General features: G+C 48.5%; 16 protein-coding genes. 8 read left to right on the top strand and 8 right to left on the bottom strand.

Annotated features, from left to right (window positions below; translation table 11 throughout):
• Positions 1-65: 65 nt before the first annotated feature.
• From ACTTKA_RS00270 to ACTTKA_RS00240, 7 genes are all read right to left on the bottom strand, one after another.
• Positions 66-452: an A1S_2505 family phage non-structural protein gene (locus ACTTKA_RS00270; RefSeq protein WP_442723529.1), complete on the bottom strand. Its 387-nt coding sequence runs from the start codon at positions 450-452 to the stop codon at positions 66-68.
• A 4-nt stretch (positions 453-456) separates the two neighbouring features.
• On the bottom strand, positions 457-1416 hold the full coding sequence (locus ACTTKA_RS00265) for a nucleoside recognition domain-containing protein (protein WP_442723528.1): 960 nt from the start codon (positions 1414-1416) through the stop codon (positions 457-459).
• A 3-nt stretch (positions 1417-1419) separates the two neighbouring features.
• Positions 1420-1884, bottom strand: a complete 465-nt coding sequence (gene smpB, locus ACTTKA_RS00260; RefSeq protein ID WP_303184771.1) for an SsrA-binding protein SmpB — start codon at positions 1882-1884, stop codon at positions 1420-1422.
• Positions 1885-1896: 12 nt separating this feature from the next.
• Positions 1897-2463, bottom strand: coding sequence for a YIP1 family protein (locus tag ACTTKA_RS00255; protein ID WP_442723527.1), 567 nt, complete (start codon positions 2461-2463; stop codon positions 1897-1899).
• A 140-nt stretch (positions 2464-2603) separates the two neighbouring features.
• Positions 2604-3395, bottom strand: coding sequence for a hypothetical protein (locus tag ACTTKA_RS00250; RefSeq protein ID WP_442723526.1), 792 nt, complete (start codon positions 3393-3395; stop codon positions 2604-2606).
• 66 nt (positions 3396-3461) lie between these two features.
• The gene (locus ACTTKA_RS00245) at positions 3462-4784 is read right to left on the bottom strand and encodes a porin family protein (RefSeq protein ID WP_442723525.1); all 1323 of its coding nucleotides are present in this window, start codon (positions 4782-4784) and stop codon (positions 3462-3464) included.
• Between the two features lie 22 nt (positions 4785-4806).
• Positions 4807-5325 carry an RNA polymerase sigma factor gene (locus tag ACTTKA_RS00240; protein WP_442723588.1) on the bottom strand — a complete coding sequence of 173 codons (519 nt, stop codon included), beginning with the start codon at positions 5323-5325 and terminating at the stop codon, positions 4807-4809.
• Between the two features lie 323 nt (positions 5326-5648).
• Here ACTTKA_RS00240 and kbl point away from each other — a divergent pair, with 323 nt between their 5' ends.
• Genes kbl through ACTTKA_RS00220 form a run of 4 tightly spaced genes read left to right on the top strand, consistent with a single transcriptional unit; the run spans position 5649 to position 9516 of the window.
• Positions 5649-6839, top strand: coding sequence for a glycine C-acetyltransferase (gene kbl / locus ACTTKA_RS00235; protein WP_442723524.1), 1191 nt, complete (start codon positions 5649-5651; stop codon positions 6837-6839).
• Positions 6840-6879: 40 nt separating this feature from the next.
• Positions 6880-7728 (top strand): histidinol-phosphatase, encoded by an 849-nt coding sequence (locus ACTTKA_RS00230; RefSeq protein ID WP_442723523.1) that lies wholly within the window; start codon positions 6880-6882, stop codon positions 7726-7728.
• Positions 7729-7756: 28 nt separating this feature from the next.
• Positions 7757-8668 (top strand): DUF2156 domain-containing protein, encoded by a 912-nt coding sequence (locus ACTTKA_RS00225; protein ID WP_442723522.1) that lies wholly within the window; start codon positions 7757-7759, stop codon positions 8666-8668.
• Positions 8665-9516, top strand: coding sequence for a GNAT family N-acetyltransferase (locus ACTTKA_RS00220; RefSeq protein WP_442723521.1), 852 nt, complete (start codon positions 8665-8667; stop codon positions 9514-9516). The genes ACTTKA_RS00225 and ACTTKA_RS00220 overlap by 4 nt, the downstream gene beginning before the upstream one ends.
• Positions 9517-9834: 318 nt before the next feature.
• On the opposite strand, the gene ACTTKA_RS00215 is transcribed toward ACTTKA_RS00220, so the two are convergent.
• Complete coding sequence (locus ACTTKA_RS00215; protein ID WP_442723520.1) at positions 9835-11352, bottom strand: polysaccharide deacetylase family protein; 1518 nt, start codon at positions 11350-11352, stop codon at positions 9835-9837.
• Positions 11353-11497: 145 nt separating this feature from the next.
• On the opposite strand from ACTTKA_RS00215, the gene ACTTKA_RS00210 reads away from it, so the two are divergent.
• The 4 genes from ACTTKA_RS00210 to ACTTKA_RS00195 all read left to right on the top strand — a co-directional run bounded on the left by ACTTKA_RS00210 (position 11498) and on the right by ACTTKA_RS00195 (position 15163).
• Positions 11498-11725 (top strand): hypothetical protein, encoded by a 228-nt coding sequence (locus ACTTKA_RS00210; protein ID WP_442723519.1) that lies wholly within the window; start codon positions 11498-11500, stop codon positions 11723-11725.
• A gap of 333 nt (positions 11726-12058) precedes the next feature.
• On the top strand, positions 12059-13012 hold the full coding sequence (coaA, locus tag ACTTKA_RS00205) for a type I pantothenate kinase (RefSeq protein ID WP_014225555.1): 954 nt from the start codon (positions 12059-12061) through the stop codon (positions 13010-13012).
• 151 nt (positions 13013-13163) lie between these two features.
• Positions 13164-13784, top strand: a complete 621-nt coding sequence (locus tag ACTTKA_RS00200) for a TetR/AcrR family transcriptional regulator (RefSeq protein ID WP_014225556.1) — start codon at positions 13164-13166, stop codon at positions 13782-13784.
• Positions 13785-13885: 101 nt separating this feature from the next.
• Positions 13886-15163, top strand: a complete 1278-nt coding sequence (locus tag ACTTKA_RS00195; RefSeq protein WP_442723518.1) for a TolC family protein — start codon at positions 13886-13888, stop codon at positions 15161-15163.
• Position 15164: the final 1 nt, after the last annotated feature.

Below are 15164 nucleotides of genomic sequence, written 5' to 3'. Positions count from 1 at the left end.
GTGTTCGGAGGATTCTGTGCTTTTTATGAACGCATAACCAATTTTTAAGCATCCGTGTCCAGCACTTACCAGAAGACTGCGGGCAACCAAATATTCAGGATATCGATCGCCTTTCGGAACAAAGGCGCAATTTCTTCGGCTGTGAATCCTGCGATACCGCATCCGACAGGTGTCACAAGAAAAGTCAGTTCCGGGTGCGCTTGGGCAAAAGTGACAAATTCATCAACATACGGTTGGATGGTCTCCACACCTCCCTGCATGGTTGGGATGGCGTAGCTTTGACCTTGTAATCCGACGCCTTGTCCCCGGATGGCACCGAACTTCTCCGTGGCAATACGTGCCGCACCACCGGCATGTATACCCTGCAGGTTGCTGCCAAATACAAAGATTTCGCTTTCTTTCAAAGAATGAATCCATTCGGGTGTTATTCTTTCTTTTCTGTCTTTCTTCATCCGTTTATTTTTTGATGGGTAAATCTGCGTAATGATAGCGGGGAAGACGGGTGAGCAGGCGTTTGATCCATACAACGAGAAGCGCGAAGACCATGCGCGTCAGCATGACCCATAGAAACGGGGCACCGATTGCTGCGAAGATCAGGGTGTCTTCAAGCTGAGAGTGTGAAATAGCCAGATGATAGTTAAGCAGGTTACCATCACGGCGCGAAATCTTATTCGCCTCTAACTGCTCCATCATAATAGCGCTGCCATAGCTTAACCCCACGATGTTACCTACGAGCCACAGAAACGAACAGTTGCGTGGAAGCCCGAAAAACATCATTACAGGAGTCATTGCTTTCGACAGGCTTTTCAGCAACCGGAACTCTTCGAGGAGGTAATGCAAGATCATCAATGCCGAGACAATCACGAAGCATAAGAGGGTGATCGAAAGCGAACTTTTGAGCCAGAGTATGAACACGTCGGCCAATGAGGTACATACATCGGTATCGGCAGCTGAGCCGACGATCGTGTCATATCCTTCATACGGCATGATGCGATGTACGGCGAATGCGATGACAAAGCTCATCACCACACGCAGCGCAAACATCCCCACGAACGATGATCCGGTCTTACCTTGTACGGCGCATTCGACCAAAAGATTGTGTGAAACAAGGCACATCAGTGCAATCAGGGTAACTTCGCGGACGGTCAAAGGCATGGAAGCAATCAGGGTCATCGGTGCGTATAACGGAGTGAAAACACTTGTCAGGAAGATGATGGCCGTTTCGCCCGGCAGGCCGATAAAAGAAAAAGCCGGTTCAAGGAAGACCGATACTTGTGCCAGTATACCCGAATATTGGAGCAGCCGCACAAGCAGAGATACGGGCAGAATGATTTTCAGCAGCCAGAAGCAGGTTCGGCACGCTTTGGGCACGGCCGACCTGATGCACCTCCCTATTCTTTGCCCGACCGTTTCCATACATTACTTCATAAACACCCGGCTCATCTCGCGTTTATCGTCGCGCTCCTTGATGGATTGGCGCTTGTCGTATTCCTTTTTTCCCTTAGCAATGGCGATGACCACCTTGGCCAGCCCCCGGTCGTTGATAAAAAGCCGGGTAGGGATGATCGTAAAGCCGTTATCTTTTGCGGCTGCTTGAATCTTGCGAATCTCTTTCTTGTTCAGCAGCAGCTTGCGATCGCGACGAGCCACGTGGTTATTGTACGTGCCGTAGAAGTATTCCGTGATATTCATGTTCTTGACCCATACTTCGCCTCGTTCGACGTAGCAATACGTGTCGACCAGACTCGCTTTTCCCAGACGGAGAGATTTGATCTCCGTGCCGGTCAGTACGATGCCGGCCGTAAATGTTTCGAGCAGTTCGTAATCGAACGTTGCCCGTTTGTTTTTGATCAGTATGTTGTTACTTAACTTTTCCTTGGCCATGGTATGTCATGTTTAAAACCGGAGCCCCGGCATAAGCAGAAACAGCAGTCGGTCAATTAGAAACGGTGTTCCAACAATGATGACCGAAGCCAGTATTGTAAATTTCATTTGTTCTTCTTCTTTCACTTTCATATATGGGTGTGCTCCCATCCACACGATATAGAAAGTGTAGAGGATAAACATCCACAAAAAGATAAATTCCGGCAAGAGTGCCAGTAGGATAAGGAGAACAAACATCAGCGAAGACGAATAACCGACAAATCGTTGGATGAGTTTCATGTCGCGCGGCTGCTTGAAGACTGAGCGCCACAGTTCGTTCAGCAAATAAGCGCCGAGGAAGAAACCTCCCATCGAAGCGACCAGTATTTTAATCGATGATTTCAGGGCGATCTGGAAATCGAATTCTTTGCGTGTGAATAATACGCCCAGAAAGGCTGAAAGCGCGATCAGTCCGAACAAAGGATACACAAAGCGCGAGAGAAAAGTCTCAGAGCTTTCCTCTTTCCGGCTTAGCGCCTCCCATGCTTCCGAAGGTTTGAAGATAACGGCGATCAGCCGATTGAATATTTCTTTAAACATATGGTCTCTTTTTCCGAATTGAATGGGCAAAGGTAGAAAAAAATGACTATTCTCTTTGCGCTCGCCCCGATAAAAATACAAAATCCCGCCACAGACGTATCCGTGACGGGACTTCCTCAAAGTTACAAAAACAATATTGATCAGCTTCTCTGTTTATCCAGAATCAATTTCACTTCAAACGGCCCTACTTTTTCACCTTTCGCCCATGTCAACTTACCGTCTTTGACAGACGACGCATAGTTGAAACGAAGATAAAAGCGAGTGTTACCTTTGCTCTGTTCCTCACGGGCTGCCGTCTCCAAATAGTCTTTGATCTGATAAGCGTTGGCTACCATCATATCTTTTTCCGATTTGGTACCCGGCGTCTTGACCTTGGCACGCACGAAAACATCGTAGATTCGTTCACCGCTCTCTTCCTTTACCATGTTGTCCGCATTGTATGTCAGAAACCAGTAATTTCTTTGATCTTCAGGCTGTTTTAGCGCATGCCCAACGAATAGATAACCTTTTACATAGCCCAGTATCTGATAGTTCGGGTTTGCGAGCGCTACTTCTTTTTCCAGCATCTTGGCCGTGTCCGGCGCTCCGGTATCTGTAAATTTCATGATCATGTATTGGTCAAGTTCAGCCTTCTCTCTGACGACTACGGTATAGTATCCGTTTGTTTTAACGACGTTCGACGCATTTTCCGGAGCATCATAGTTTAAGTCGAAACTCGCAATAATACATGCTCCTTCTTTCACATTTTTAAAAGACGGCGAATAAAACGGCCCGATAGGCGTAGAGTTATCCAATACATGTTTCATCGTTTTCGTATCAAGCCGTACGACTCCCACAGTTGTACCCGACTGACTGTTACTTCCTCCATCCAGACAGGATGTTAACATCACTGTCGCTGCCAAAGCCGCAGCGCACCAACTAAATTGTCTCATCTTTCTTTTTGTTCTCATCTGATTAATAAAACATTGTATTTATTACACTTATTCTTCTTTCTCTCTTTAGAATCCTATCCGAACTCCGGCTTGCAAAGATACGTAAAAAGGTTTCTCCGAACGAATCGTCTCTATCGCACTTCCGTTATCGAAGTAATAATTCGCATTGCCTTCGACGTAGGCGCTCAGATAGCGGAGTAAAGGATAACTTGCTCCCGTACGCGCATTGACCGACCATTGCCATTCTTTCATCCGAACCGAGGCATGTAGTGTATTAACCATCTCGTTTCCGTAATAATAATCGGTATCAATGCTACCGGCCACGTTCCACTCGACCATGGCGCCGGCACCCGCATAAAAGCGTACACGCTGCCATTCGGCAATCTTATAATTTACGCCCAGAGGAAGCCCGACAAAGTGCAGCCTTTGTTTGGCCTTCCCTTGCCGAATGGCTTCTGTGCGCCAAGTCGATGTCATGTATGTGTAGGTCACGCCGCTTTGCAGCGCCCACCGGTCGGAGAGTCGGTAGCTGACACCCACTCCGAACGAGAGCGGCCGCTTATGCGACACATCGATCTTGTTCATCTTCTCGGCGTGATCAAAGGATTTTAGTTCCGAATAAGCAGGCAGATCACGATTCATGATACTATTCGCGAAAAAATTTGCTCCGTCAGCGGTGGCATAACTACCGGTCGAAAAACTTCCGCCTCCCATCCCGAATCCCCAACGGCGTTTTGCGGCTGTGCGGTGTGATGGCCGGGGAGAAGCATCCGCGATTAACGGCCGTTCATTGTCACTCTGTCGGTTTTCGGATGCGGCATTCTGTGCCGGTGTATCCTCCGGTCGATGATCCTGTACGGTATTCGGTCGCTCTTCTTCTGCATATTCCTCTGTCGATTCTGTCGATGTCGTTTCGGGGGCTTTTTCATTTTTTTCAGGTGTGGGATAGAGGCTTGGGGAGTTTTCTTGGGGCGCGGTATACGTTGTTCGTGCGGTCAGGTCTTTGTCTTTACGCACAGGTGATGGCCGGTGGGCGGCCGTCGACACCGGATTTTCATCCGTCCTCTCTGTCGCGGCCTGCCCATCGGCCTTGTCTGTTTGCGGCTTTTCCTGCGATGCGGCTATGTCCCGAACATCACTTTCCTGAACCTCTGCGATCACCGCGTCCTGCTTTCCCTGAAACCACAACCGGTAGCCACCGCCAAGTAGCAGCAGTGATACGACAGCGGCGGCAGCCCGGTAAACCCACCGTCGCTTTTTCATCCTGACAACCGGAGCTTTATCCGACAGACGGTTGGCAATGGCCTCCCAGTCGCCCGGATCCGGCTTTGTCTCAAAGTGCTCCAGTTTCGCACGGATCGCTTCTTCCCATTTATCCCGCTTTTCCATCTATTTATTTCTCCTCTTTTTCCTATTTTATTCTGTTCTGTAACCAACGCCGTGCCCGCATATATTGCGAACGCGACGTACTCTCTTCAATGTGTAACATCCCGGCTATTTCTCTATGCGAATATCCTTCGATAGCAAAAAGGTTGAATACCGCACGCAGACTGTCCGGGAGGCTTTGGATCAAGTGCATCAGGTCGTCGGCCGAGAGTTTTGAAACAGCCGTTTCTTCGTTCGTCGAATAGTCTGCGATGCTTTCGATATCGACCGTGTTGCGGTGAATGTTCGTTCTGCGCAGATGTTCCAGCGATTCGTTGACGAATATCCGGCGTATCCATGCTCCCAAAGGGCCTTCTCCCTTATATCCCCCGAAAGATGAAAAGACTTTGACAAAACCGTCCTGCAATACATCGCGTGCCGTCTCCCTGTCGCCGATGTAGCGCAGACAGACACCCAGCATTCGGGGGGAATATAATTCATACAGCTCTTTCTGAGCCGTCCGATCTCCTTTTCTACAACCTGTAATCAGTTGTTCTTCGTTCATCATTCTGTTCTCGGTACAACGTTTGCAACCGTTATCCATCTTCCATGATGCAATTCCGGGAAGAAACGTTGCACGGCCGTCCTCATTTTTTTTTGCAAAAATAATATAAACCGTGAAAGTCGAGTAAGTTGATGGAGCGATTGTCGTTGTTTTTTTGCTTGGCAGTTTGTTTTAAGTAAGTGTATTGTATGTGCTTTGAGGAGTACCGGTGAGCTGCTCGCAGGTTTATGTTTTCGGTACGGAAATATCGGGGAAGTAAAATCCGTATTCTAAAAAAATGACTACTTTTGTCGCAATAAAATGATCATAAACTTCAAACATTTATGTACGGAAAATTTCAATCTTTCCTGCAACAGGAATTGGCTGATATCGAATCAGCGGGATTATACAAAAAGGAACGCATTATCAAGACACCCCAGAAAGCGGATATTCGGGTGAATGAAGGAGAAGAAGTGCTGAACTTCTGCGCGAACAATTATCTTGGTCTATCAGATCATCCGCGTCTTATCGAGGCGGCTAAAAAGGCGATGGATCATCGCGGGTACGGCATGTCGTCCGTTCGTTTCATCTGCGGTACGCAAGATTTGCATAAACAGCTCGAAGCCGAGGTATCCGAGTATTTCAGAACGGAAGATACGATTCTTTACAGTTCTTGTTTCGACGCGAACGGCGGGCTTTTCGAGCCGTTGCTCGGTGAAAACGACGCGATTATTTCGGATGCGCTGAACCATGCCTCGATTATCGACGGTGTGCGTCTTTGCAAAGCCAAACGTTATCGTTATGCCAATGCCGATATGGACGACCTTGAGCGTTGTCTGAAGGAAGCACAGGCACAGCGGTTCCGCATCATCGCCACCGACGGAGTCTTCTCGATGGACGGCAACGTGGCGCCGATGGATAAGATTTGCGATCTGGCAGAGAAATATGACGCGCTGGTGATGGTCGACGAGTCTCACTCGGCAGGAGTGGTTGGGCCGACAGGGCGCGGAGTGGCCGAACAGTTCGGAGCTTACGGCCGGATCGATATCTTCACTGGCACGCTTGGTAAGGCTTTCGGAGGCGCCATGGGCGGTTTTACGACCGGTCGGAAAGAAATTATAGACCTGCTGCGTCAGCGTTCGCGTCCGTATCTGTTCTCCAATTCGCTGGCGCCGGCTATCGTCGGAGCAAGCATCGAGATGTTTAAGATGCTCAAAGAAAGTGACGCGTTGCATACGAAGTTGGCCGAAAACGTGACTTACTTCCGCGACAGCATGCTGCAGGCGGGCTTCGATATCAAACCGACGCAATCGGCTATCTGTGCCGTGATGCTTTACGATGCGAAGCTGTCGCAGGTGTTTGCGCAACGTATGCAGGAAGAGGGTATATACGTGACGGGATTTTATTATCCGGTCGTGCCGAAAGAGCAGGCGCGCATCCGGGTTCAACTGTCGGCCGGTCACGAAAAAGAACATCTCGACAAGGCGATCGCTGCATTTATCAAGGTGGGCAAAGCGCTGAACGTAATTAAATAATGAGTTTCAGATCGGAGAAAGAAAACAATGAATCATCCCTATGATGGACAGTAACTTTCATAGTCACTGTACTTTTTGCGACGGACGCAGTCATCCGGAAGATTTTGTAAAGTTTGCCGTCGCGCGCGGTTTTCGCGCGTACGGCTTTTCTTCACATGCGCCTCTTCCGTTCGAGACAAGCTGGAATATGACGAAGGACGATATGCCCGAGTATCTGGCCGAAATTGACCGACTGAAAAAGAAATATGAAGGGAAAATCGAACTGTATGTCGGTCTGGAAATTGATTATCTGGACAAGACGTATCATGCTGCAATTCCTTTTTTTCAGGAACTGCCGCTCGACTATCGGATCGGGTCGCTTCATTACCTTCCTTGGCAAAAGCCGTTGGCCGAAGCGAATATGGTGTGTATCGACGGACCGTACGAAGATTTCAGGGCGAGTGTCGATACGCATTATGGCGGGGATATCGGTCGATTGACGACCGACTTCTTCGAGACCTCGATGCGGATGGTCGAAACGGGTGGATTCGATGTAGTCGGGCATATCGATAAGGTTTATATGAATGGCTGTCGTTATCCCGGATTCGACCGAAATACCGATCGTTACCGGAAGCCTTTCCTTGCGCTTCTCGATCTGATTGCCGAGAAAGGGCTGATAGTCGAAGTGAACAGTAAGAATGCGCAACGGAAGGGACAAACTTATCCCCATGCCGATACATATTGCGCGTTGAAAGAGTGGAATATCCCCGTGATGGTCAATTCCGACTGCCATTTTCCCGATCTGGTCAACGATGGCCGCAACGAAACCGTCGAGTTGCTCCGCACCGTGGGCTTCCGAACACTGCGCGAACTGGTGGGAGGCGTATGGACGGATGTGCCGATAGACTGACCGTATTGATAAACCGTAACTGCTTTATATGGTATTTAAACCGATCTGTATTGAGGACAAAGAGCTTATAACGTCTTTTACCTATCCTTCCGCGTATCAGAACTGCGATTTCGCCTTTTCGAACATGTGCAGCTGGAGGTTTCTGTACGAAAGCGAATATGCTGTTTTCGAAGGATGTCTGCTTATACGTTTTTATATCGAAGAGAAAGATCCGAAGCGTATGGCCTATATGTTCCCTGTCGGGAACGGGGACTTAAGACAGGCTGTGGAAGCACTCGAAAAAGATTCTTACGAGATGATGGGAGAAGGACATCCGCTGCTCATCCTCGGGGTGACTTCCGAAGCCCGGAAAAAGCTGGAAGAACTGTTTCCGAACGAATTCGCATACGTTGCCGAGCGAGACTATTTCGACTATATCTATCTGCGTGAAGACCTTCAGACGCTGAAAGGCAAGAAATGGCAGGCTAAACGTAATCATATCAACAAATTCAAGAAGCAGTATGAATATACGTATATCCCCATTACGTCCGAAATCGTTCCGCAATGTATGGCGCTTGAACGGAGGTGGGTACGGGCGAACGAGAATGGGGAAAATACGGACGAACTCTCGAACGAGCATCGTTCCATGACGTTTGCCATGCACCATTTCAAAGAGTTGGGGCTGCTCGGAGGTGCGATTGTGGTTGAGGGGGAAATCGTGGCATTTACGTACGGCTCGCCGATTAATTATCAGACCTTCGGAGTGCATGTCGAAAAGGCAGATACGAACTACGAGGGCATTTTCAGCCTCATCAATCAGGAATTTGTTTCGCATATTCCCGAACAATACATTTACATCAACCGTGAGGAAGATTTGGGCATTCCGGGGCTGCGTCAGTCAAAGCTGTCGTACAATCCGGTGATCCTGCTCGAAAAGAACGGGGCAATCAAAAGGCGATGAAGTTAACCGACAGGCGAAGGTCGTTGGAAATCCTTTGGCAAACGGTCTTTCACGATTCGGACGAATACGTGCGGATGTTCTTCGATCGGGTTTATCAGCCGGAAAATACATTCGTCATCGAACAGGAGGGTAAGGGAGTCGTCGCCATGTTGCAGACTGTTCCGTATGAGGTGAAGATCGAGTCTGCCATTCTGCCTTGTGCATATGTGTGCGGGGTCTGTACGCATCCTTCGGCACGAGGCAAAGGATATATGAAAACCCTGATGCAGGAAGCGATACGTGTGATGCGGAAACGAGGGTTTGCCCTGTCGGTGCTTATCCCCGCCGAACCTTGGCTGTTTGAGGTTTACAGACGCTACGGATATACGGTGCCAATTAACGTGGGTGTAGAGCAATATGTGCCCGACCGGATGGAGCAGACGGATACCTGTCGAATCGTACCTTGTCCCGAAAAAACGTATGACGCATATTTCGATCTTGCCCAGCAGCGCCGCCGATGTGCCGTTCTTCACGATGCTGCCGATTTCGAAACGATCCGCCTCGACTGCCTTGCCGATGGCGGTCATGTCTGGGTGGCTCTCGATGGGGAGTGCCCTGTTGGCATGGCGTTCGAAGCTCCCGAATCCTCTACGGATGTTTTGATCAAAGAGATTTTGTACGACGATCCGGCCGTTAAGGATGCGTTGATACGGTATATTTTGCATCGTCATCGTGCACAGACGGCTTTTGTGCGCGTACCGCATTCAGCAGACCTTCCTGCGCGGCCTTACGGACTTGCCTGCCCGCTTGACGAAACGCTTCAACCCTCCGACTTGCAGCGTCTTTTTATGTCGCTGATGTTGGATTGATAAGGTTGATTATATCTTGCCGAATAGCATTTCGATTCCGGACAAAGCCCCTCTCACACAGGACGGAATGTTTTCCATGCGGGGGAAGGCATTTCCCATGTAGGGGAAACAATATCCCACGTGGGGGAAAACATTTCCCACATGGGGGAAGAAATTTCCCATGTGGGGGAAACAATTTCCCAGTTATTTACTTTTAATCCACTTATTCATATCATTCTTCCATTTTTTTATTTCCCCTTTGTCCACACACATTATTTATTGCAATAACTGACAATGCTAAAATAAGTGCTTTCATTTTTCCATGTTTGCCGTTTACACTTATTTTCCGCTGCTGTACACCTTATTGTTTTGGATGGATTTGCCGGCAAACAGTTCGTCGAGCGTTACGATGCGGTAGCCTTTGGCTTTGAGGTTGCGGATGACTTGCGGGATGGCCTCGACGGTCGTTTTATGGATGTCGTGCGCCAGAATGATCGCATTGGGAGATGCTTTCGACATTTCCGCAGCCACCCTTTCGGCATCGCGGTATTTCCAGTCGAGCGGGTCGATGTTCCAACCGATAACGGGACGATTGACGAGCGTCAGTTTATCGTTGGTGAAGGCTCCGTAGGGGAAGCGGAAATAGGTCGGTTTACTGCCCGTAATCTCCTGAGTGATGTCGTCGGTGAGCGTTATCTGACGGCGGGCTTCGTCGAGCGATATTTTGGCAAAATTCTTATGGTCGTAGGAATGGTTGCCGATGTTGTGCCCCTCTTCGGCCATGCGCCGCAGGGTTTGTTTCTGTACGGCGGCCGACTTGCCGAGGATGAAGAATGTCGCTTTTACGTTCTCCTCCCGGAGGATGTCGAGCAGGCGGGAAGTATAGACCGACGGACCGTCGTCGAAGGTAAGGGCTACACAGGGAGCTTGCGGGTCTTGCTCCGCAGGGCGGGCTTGCGGACGCGAAGGAGTTGCCGGAGCAACGGGAGCAAGGGCCTCGTCTGCCTGTTTTGACTGTGCAAAAAGCGTCGCAAACTTCCGATTCAGGTATTTGCCGATTACCGACTGCGGTATCTTTACGGTAAACGAGCCCATCGCACCGCTGGCAATTTGATATTTGTCGAAGATAACGTACCACTCCTTGTTCTCATCGAAAAAGAGAGCGTCGTAATTCTCTTCGTTCGCTGCGGTACCTTCGTCAATGCCGGGCAACATCTCCATCCACACCGTTTCACGCTCCTGCTGATTGGCGAAATTGTCACTTTCGTTCAGCTTTTGGCGAACGGCCTTTGCCGCCATCTCCCGCATATCCGTGGCAAAAGCTTCGAAAGATTCCGGGCTTTCAAAAAGTTCGGCGACCGATATGCGTTTTCCGCTTTTGAGGTCGAACATGGAGGCGATAAAGGTATCTTCGTAATTATTTCCCAACGACTTGCTGCGGGTATAAAGGAAGACCATCAGTTCGTCCGAGCGATGTTTGATCTCAAAATGCTGGTTGAAGTCCGCCGCCGAAGTGGCATCGTTGCCGAAATTAGCGGCTTCGCTCTTGAACTCATCGATAAACTGCTGCGAGAAATTGCGTTCGTGCTCATTGATAAAGGCGTATTTCGTAACCGGGAACGATGCGGTGAGGTGACTTTTCTGAGGGTCGTTGCCGATTTTCATCGTAAAGACCTGAATGTCTTCGTCCGAGTCGTTAAGCGTTAATTCTTCGGTAAGTTCCGACAGTTGCGTAATTTCCGTCGTGTCTGCCGTAGCGTTGTTCTCTGTGGTAGCTTCTTTGGTTTGTCGGGCTCCGCAACTTGTCAGGAAGATGGAAAGCGCTGCTCCCATCAGTAAGATTCTATATTTGTTCATAAGTTCACTGTTATTTTCAGGCAAATTTAGATAAAATCTCCGAGATTTTACACCGGCAGGATAAAAAGACAAGGCTGACACTCTGTTTCCTGTCGCCTCCTGCGTGTTCTTAGTCAAAGTTTTACTGTCATTTTAGAAAAAACTGATGAAGCGTTTACTCCGGAGTTGCGTCAGATACGTGAAGGATGCCCGGTGGATTGCGGAGTGCATGTTGAAGGATTCGGTTTGTGGCAGCTTCGTTTCGCCCGGACGCATCCGGCAACTGCTACAGTACGAGCTCTGCGTTTATAACCTTGATGATGAGGTCGTCCGGGGATGGGCAGGCCGGAAGCTGCCGTGCAACAGTGTACGGAATCTCAAAAATACCTTTTAGAGGAAAGGTACGAAAAAACGGACATTCCGCATCGGCGGATAAAAAGGATTGAGACGCTTGTTTCTATTTTAAATTGTTCTTCTTGGCCGCTGTAGGTCTCTTAAAGAACAGCTACGTATCCGCTTTCGTCAATCACCTTTCGTGCGGCCTTGCTCGAAAGTAACTCAAACATTTGAAGATGTTTTGTATCTGTTCGGTTGTCAAGGAGCGAACGGGATTATCGGGGTTGACGATAAGGCGCTTTTATTTCTTGTCTTCGGCATATTTTTCACAAAAACCGGTATCCCGAAAGAAAAGAACCTTATCTTTGCGACTTAAACAATAATAACGTGTATGAATCGGAAGACTTACGACGCGACCTTTTCACCTTTCCGCAGTTTTACGCGCGAAGAATGGAAACAGCTGGAAGAACATCCCCAGTTTCCGGTTGCCGATATGGATTTAACGCAGTTGCAAGCCTTGAACGAGCCGCTTACGATCGCCGAGGTAGAGGATATTTATATGCCGCTGATCCGTTTATTGCAGATTCATATTACGCATTATCGTCACCTGCACAAAGAACGTGAGGACTTTTTCAAGAATCCCGGCCGTCAGGTTCCTTACATCATTGGGATTGCCGGAAGCGTGGCGGTAGGAAAAAGCACGACGGCTAAAGTTTTACAAAAGCTGCTGTCCATGCTTCCTGAAAAGCCGGAAGTGGAGCTTGTCACCACCGACGGATTTCTCTATTCCAACGCCGAACTCGAAAAACGAGGACTGTTACATAAAAAAGGATTTCCCGAGAGCTACGACGCCAAGAGGCTATTGGCGTTTCTGGCTGGTGCAAAGTCGGGACGCGAAATACTCGAAGCGCCGGTCTATTCTCATCTTTATTACGATATTATCCCTGGAGAAGTATGTCGTATCCGGAAGCCCGATATCCTGATAATCGAAGGGATTAACGCGTTGCAGGTGACCTTGAACACCCAACCGTGCCGGCGCGTCTTCGTATCCGATTTTTTCGACTATTCCATCTATGTCGATGCCAGTGAAAAAGATATCAGACAATGGTATATCGAACGATTCAAGAAGTTGCAGACCTCTGCTTTCGCCAATCCCGACTCATATTTCCATCAGTACGCCTCATACGATGAAGAGACTCTAAGGCAACTCGCTGTCAGGGTCTGGGAAGAGATTAACCGCCCCAATCTTGAGCAACACATCCTTCCTACCCGCTTCCGTGCCGATCTGATTCTTGAAAAAGGCGAGCATCATTTTGTCCGAAACATACGGATCAGGAAAATCTAAATCTGATACCGTAAAGCGTTCAATCGTCTGAAAGACCTTACCGAGAAAGTTGAGCAACGCCGATCTCTGTTAAAAAAAACAAAAAAAACACTGATTCCTTTTGTTGGATTCATTGCATGATTTAATTTTGCGATTAAATCATCTGATTAGTATGAAGCCAAAAGAAGAAAACATGGAGTACAAGATTCTGAAAGCAGCCGAAAAACTGTTTTTGGAACAGGGATTTATCCGTACCAAGATGGCGCAGATAGCCGAAGAGGCGGGATGCAATCAAGCGCTGGTACATTACTATTACCGGACGAAAGAGCTCCTTTTCGAAAAAATCTACGAGGAGAAGATCGAACAGATGCTTTCGAATCTGCTAATCACTACTTCGTCTGATGCTCCGTTTGAAGAAAAGATCCTGAACTTGATCAGCGTACATTTCGAGTTCTTGAAACAGAACCCGCAGCTTCCGGCGTTCTCGCTTAACGAAGGGCTGAACAACTCATCAGAAAACATGACATTTCTGATCCAGAAGTTTAAGAAAGCATTACAAACGGTTATTATTCCGATGGAAGCGGAACTGAAGAAAGAAATCGAGAAAGGGACAATCCGCCCGATCTCAACGATAGACTTGCTGTTTACCGTCTTATCGTTGAATATAGCACCGTTTCTCATTGCTCCCATCTTTCGGAATGTATGGGAATTGTCGGAAGAGGAATTTCATGCGTTGCTCGACCAACGGAAAGAAGAAGTGTCGCGAACCATCTTGGCTCGTCTGAAAAATTAATTTGTTGAGGGATTGATCCGAACTCCGGTTCTCATGGTCGATCCTTTCATTTTATACGCGAATTAACTAAGAAATTAAATAAATGAATTAATACAACGGTTATGAAAAAGATGATCATGGTCACCCTGATATTGACGAACGGTCTTTGTGGTTTCGCTCAGGTCACGATCGAAGAATGTCAGCGACGGGCGCAGGAGCACTATCCGCTGGTCAAGCAGTACGTACAGATTGAAGAGGCCGAAGTATCCCGGCTGGCCAATGCCGGAAAAGGCTATTTGCCGCAGGTGAAGATTTCGGGTAACGCTTCGTACCGTTCGGAGGTCACCCGTCTTCCGTTCGATGCGTCTCAATGGGGAATACCGGGATTGGATATACCGGCGCTCAGCAAAGATCAATATGCACTTTCGCTCGATGCGCTGCAGGTTCTTTGGGATGGAGGCGAAATAAAGTCGGGAAAAGAAAGTGTACGTACGGCGGCGCAGGTGGAGAAGAGACGTGTAGCGGTTGGACTTTATGCGTTGTATCAGCAGGTCAATACTGCCTTTTTCGGGGTCTTGCTGGCAGATGCCGGCCTGCATCAAAACAAGTTATTACAGGAAGAACTAGCACGAAACTATCAACGCGTGCAGGCTTGTGTGCAGCATGGCATATCCGAAGAAACAGACCTCCATGTCGTGCGCGTGGAACAGTTGAAAGCGGAGCAGCACGCTACGGAGCTTGCCGGCGTTCGTGCCGCTTGTATCGCTATCTTGGCGAATCTGACCGGAATGGAAGCCGATGAAACGACAGATTTTGTCAGGCCGGTACTTCTACCCACCGTTGCAACATCCGTCAGCCGTCCCGAATTATCCCTGTATGACGCACAAATCAAAAATTACGAAGCGGAGAATGCTCTTGTTACGGCCGGACTATTTCCCAAATTTGCGCTTTTTGCGACAGGAGGATACGGAAAGCCCGGACTGAATATGCTGGAGAATAGATTCGCTCCCTATTACATTGTCGGCATGAAATTCGAATGGAACATCGGCCGTTTTTACACGCTGAAGAACCGTCGGAAGCTGATCCGCAACCATATCGGACAAACGGAGATACAACGTGAACTGTTTCTGTTCAATACCCGGTTAGATATGATCCGGAAAAACAAAGAGATTAAACAGTGCGCCGAACAATTGAAATACGACGACGAGATCATTCGCCTGAAAACGGCAATCCGGAAGGCTTCGGAAGCTAAAATGACCAACGGCGTCTTATCGGTCACCGAATTGATGAGAGATCTCCATGCCGAACAGATGGCCATACAGGATAAAATCCGTCATGAGATCGCGTATATGCAAGCTCTTTACGATCTTAAATTTACCGCCGGACACACGAACGAATAAT

Source organism: Tannerella sp., from assembly GCF_052170195.1.
Classification (GTDB): Bacteria; Bacteroidota; Bacteroidia; order Bacteroidales; family Tannerellaceae; genus Tannerella.
The sequence above is the reverse complement of the archived record's forward strand: the minus strand, read 5'-3'. Positions and strand labels throughout refer to the sequence as shown.

Bases quoted from the DNA above. Each gene is read 5' to 3' on its own strand.
- ACTTKA_RS00210 (WP_442723519.1), top strand. From the start codon at position 11,498: ATGAAGCGTTTACTCCGGAGTTGCGTCAGATACGTGAAGGATGCCCGG.
- ACTTKA_RS00255 (WP_442723527.1), bottom strand. From the start codon at position 2,463: ATGTTTAAAGAAATATTCAATCGGCTGATCGCCGTTATCTTCAAACCT.
- ACTTKA_RS00195 (WP_442723518.1), top strand. From the start codon at position 13,886: ATGAAAAAGATGATCATGGTCACCCTGATATTGACGAACGGTCTTTGT.
- ACTTKA_RS00245 (WP_442723525.1), bottom strand. From the start codon at position 4,784: ATGGAAAAGCGGGATAAATGGGAAGAAGCGATCCGTGCGAAACTGGAG.
- ACTTKA_RS00215 (WP_442723520.1), bottom strand. From the start codon at position 11,352: ATGAACAAATATAGAATCTTACTGATGGGAGCAGCGCTTTCCATCTTC.
- ACTTKA_RS00230 (WP_442723523.1), top strand. From the start codon at position 6,880: ATGATGGACAGTAACTTTCATAGTCACTGTACTTTTTGCGACGGACGC.
- ACTTKA_RS00225 (WP_442723522.1), top strand. From the start codon at position 7,757: ATGGTATTTAAACCGATCTGTATTGAGGACAAAGAGCTTATAACGTCT.
- ACTTKA_RS00220 (WP_442723521.1), top strand. From the start codon at position 8,665: ATGAAGTTAACCGACAGGCGAAGGTCGTTGGAAATCCTTTGGCAAACG.
- ACTTKA_RS00200 (WP_014225556.1), top strand. From the start codon at position 13,164: ATGAAGCCAAAAGAAGAAAACATGGAGTACAAGATTCTGAAAGCAGCC.
- smpB (WP_303184771.1), bottom strand. From the start codon at position 1,884: ATGGCCAAGGAAAAGTTAAGTAACAACATACTGATCAAAAACAAACGG.
- coaA (WP_014225555.1), top strand. From the start codon at position 12,059: ATGAATCGGAAGACTTACGACGCGACCTTTTCACCTTTCCGCAGTTTT.
- ACTTKA_RS00240 (WP_442723588.1), bottom strand. From the start codon at position 5,325: ATGAACGAAGAACAACTGATTACAGGTTGTAGAAAAGGAGATCGGACG.
- ACTTKA_RS00265 (WP_442723528.1), bottom strand. From the start codon at position 1,416: ATGGAAACGGTCGGGCAAAGAATAGGGAGGTGCATCAGGTCGGCCGTG.
- ACTTKA_RS00250 (WP_442723526.1), bottom strand. From the start codon at position 3,395: ATGAGACAATTTAGTTGGTGCGCTGCGGCTTTGGCAGCGACAGTGATG.
- kbl (WP_442723524.1), top strand. From the start codon at position 5,649: ATGTACGGAAAATTTCAATCTTTCCTGCAACAGGAATTGGCTGATATC.
- ACTTKA_RS00270 (WP_442723529.1), bottom strand. From the start codon at position 452: ATGAAGAAAGACAGAAAAGAAAGAATAACACCCGAATGGATTCATTCT.